This is a genomic window from Marinomonas flavescens, from assembly GCF_004352835.1.
Lineage (GTDB): Bacteria > Pseudomonadota > Gammaproteobacteria > Pseudomonadales > Marinomonadaceae > Marinomonas > Marinomonas flavescens.
The window spans coordinates 1-2,583 of record NZ_SJSB01000035.1 but is presented as its reverse complement, the minus strand read 5'-3'; the positions used below and the strand labels follow the sequence as shown (position 1 = coordinate 2,583).

General features: G+C 43.3%; 3 protein-coding genes and 1 pseudogene. 2 read left to right on the top strand and 2 right to left on the bottom strand.

Going from position 1 to position 2,583, the window contains the following annotated elements; translation table 11 throughout:
* Positions 1-77: 77 nt before the first annotated feature.
* Entirely contained in the window at positions 78-851 is a 774-nt protein-coding gene (locus E0D70_RS17405) for an ISAs1 family transposase (RefSeq protein ID WP_276312865.1), read from the bottom strand.
* A gap of 109 nt (positions 852-960) precedes the next feature.
* On the opposite strand from E0D70_RS17405, the pseudogene E0D70_RS17400 reads away from it, so the two are divergent.
* Together E0D70_RS17400 and E0D70_RS17395 are read left to right on the top strand one after the other, a co-directional pair.
* Positions 961-1,991 (top strand): annotated as a pseudogene (locus E0D70_RS17400) (IS110 family RNA-guided transposase).
* A gap of 269 nt (positions 1,992-2,260) precedes the next feature.
* Positions 2,261-2,446 (top strand): hypothetical protein, encoded by a 186-nt coding sequence (locus tag E0D70_RS17395; protein ID WP_133013531.1) that lies wholly within the window; start codon positions 2,261-2,263, stop codon positions 2,444-2,446.
* Positions 2,447-2,465: 19 nt separating this feature from the next.
* Here the strand turns inward: E0D70_RS17395 and E0D70_RS17670 are convergent, their stop codons facing one another.
* Positions 2,466-2,570 carry a hypothetical protein gene (locus tag E0D70_RS17670; protein WP_276312864.1) on the bottom strand — a complete coding sequence of 35 codons (105 nt, stop codon included), beginning with the start codon at positions 2,568-2,570 and terminating at the stop codon, positions 2,466-2,468.
* Positions 2,571-2,583 lie beyond the last annotated feature (13 nt).

The window sequence follows — 2,583 nt, the reverse complement described above, 5'->3', positions numbered from 1 at the left end:
CAACTGCTGATAATTCATGTTGGTACTGCTTTATCTGTGGTAAGAAGAAGTGTATCAACTTCAGCAGTTGGCTTCTTCTACACCTGATTTGCAGTGTCGCACTTATTATCTGAATTTAGGCCTAACTTAATGCTGGTTTCCTGCTTCAAAAGATTTAAGGCGATTTGCCTTGTGGTGGCTAGGTTCTCTGCCGCATAACCTTGTCTTGCACGACATTGATCTTCTCCAAATGACACATCTAATACCCAGTGCAGTTGGTTTTCTACATGCCAGTGTTTTCTCGTGGCTTTCAGCACCTCTTCCGCTGTTAAGTGGCCACTGGATATGAAGTAACGAATATGACTTCGGCCTTTCCCTTTTGATACTCGATCAGGTTGTATGGCAACGATGGTTTTTACGTTCCATTCTGCCGCGATGGACAACGTTGAAATATCTGTATACACCCAACACCGACGGTGTTCTTCTCGACCATGCGCGTGGCCTTCTTGCTCAAAAAAATGATCATTTATGACATCATCTGATGTATCAGACCAATAAGCGTCAAAGTGAGTTGACAAGGTTTTATGGAGCATTCTCTGATTGCTTTTCACCGATATTAGGTAATCTGCTTCTTGCTTAAGGACGCTCGAAACAATCGCTTTTTGACAGTCCATGGCATCCATGGTGACAAGGCATCCTTTAATAGCTAGTTGCTCTAGTAAATTAGGTATTGCCTTGATTTCATTGGACTTAGTATCTACTTTATATTGCCCTAAAGAGACGCCTATTTCGCTCGACCATGCATTCACCATATGAATCGCTTGTTGGTGCTCGCTACGCGATGCACGAACCGTTTTTCCATCAATAGCAATGACACCAGATAGTGGCGTTTCTACGTAAGCAATGGGATGGACTCATCCTCACCTCCAATGTACTACTCTTAGTAGAGTTAAAAACACTGTATTTAATGAGGTTTAACTGATGACTATTATTCGCGTTGGTGTTGATATCGCTAAATCTGTTTTTCACGTACATGGCGTTGATCGTCAGGGTAAATGTTGCTGGTCTGGTAAATACTCTCGTGCTAAATGGGTCGACCAAATTAGGAAAAAAGTCCCTAACGAGGCCGAGATAGCAATGGAAGCTTGCGCGTCTGCTCATTATTGGTCAAGAGTCCTTATGAGGCGCGGATACACGGTCAAATTGATTGCCCTCAATTTGTCAAACCTTATGTTAAAAGTAATAAAAACGATGCAGTAGATGCGGCGGCTATCGCGGAAGCGATAAGCCGCCCTCACATGAGGTATGTGGCTGTTAAAAGCGTAGACCAACAAGACATACAAGCGCTTCATCGTGTCCGAGAAGAGCTTGTCAAGCAAAGAACAGCAAAAGCCAACCAGATTCGTGGATTGGTGGGCGAATACGGAATCGTTGCACCCATAGGGATTCACACACTAAGAAAAGCACTACCTTGTTGGTTAGAGGATGCTACGAACGGCCTTACTGATCGGTTCCGTCTATTGCTAGCAGGTCTTCAAGAGGATCTGATCTTCATTGATCAGAGGGTCGTCTCCATCACGACTGAGATAGAGCAGCATGCAGCCAGTGATCCTGTTGCCAATAAATTATTAGTGCTAAGAGGAATCGGCCCACTATCTGCCAGTGCATTGGCGGGAATAATTGGCGATGGCAAACAATTCCGTCGTGGTCGTGATTTTGCCGCTTCGTTAGGCTTAACTCCACGTCAGCACAGTACGGGAGGTAAAGACCGATTATTAGGGATTTCTAAACGTGGTGATAGCTATATGAGAAAGTTATTGGTTCATGGTGCCCGATCTGTGATTCGTCACACACAAAACAAAGAAGATAATCTAAGTAACTGGATTAACGAATTGAGAAAGCGAAAACACGTTAATATTGCAACGGTAGCATTAGCTAATAAAACGGCTAGGATCGCTTGGGCAATTATTGCGGGGGATGGTCATTACGACAACAAGCGAGTGGCTGCATAAAAAATACTGAATTGATTAGAAAAACAGGTTTAAAGTGGTAGCAAGAGGAAAGTCTCAAAACGATTGCGAAGTAATTTGAGTGATGGCATAAGGTTGAACCGATGCTGCAATACCCCTGCCTGACGTAGAGCCTAATGAGCTCGTGTAAGCGATTGGGAGGCAGTATGCGAATAGCCTATCAAGGTCAGACATAATATTGTCATTGAAAGACCGAATACACGTAGGCAGTAGTACCTTCATGTGATCAAATAAATTAATTGCAAACGAGGATGAGTCCATACACGTCAGGTCATCACCACCTAGACAAGCCTAAATTACCTATCTATCACTTTTTTCAATCTGTTATTGGCGTAAAACGAGAAGCTGATCTAGGGTTATGTGTAGACAGAGAGCAAGGGATTGTTCAAGCCTCTGTCTTCTTTCAGGACGATCTCCGCGCGGCAAGGATGCCGTAAAGAGTCCTTTCATTTATCTCTATTTGATGTTCCATGGCAGTAAGCTGTCTATTTCTTTCTGGTCACTGTCATCATTTAATAATGGCAGCATTTCAAACAGCGTTGTCAGATAATCGTATGGGATTAATCCATTAGCT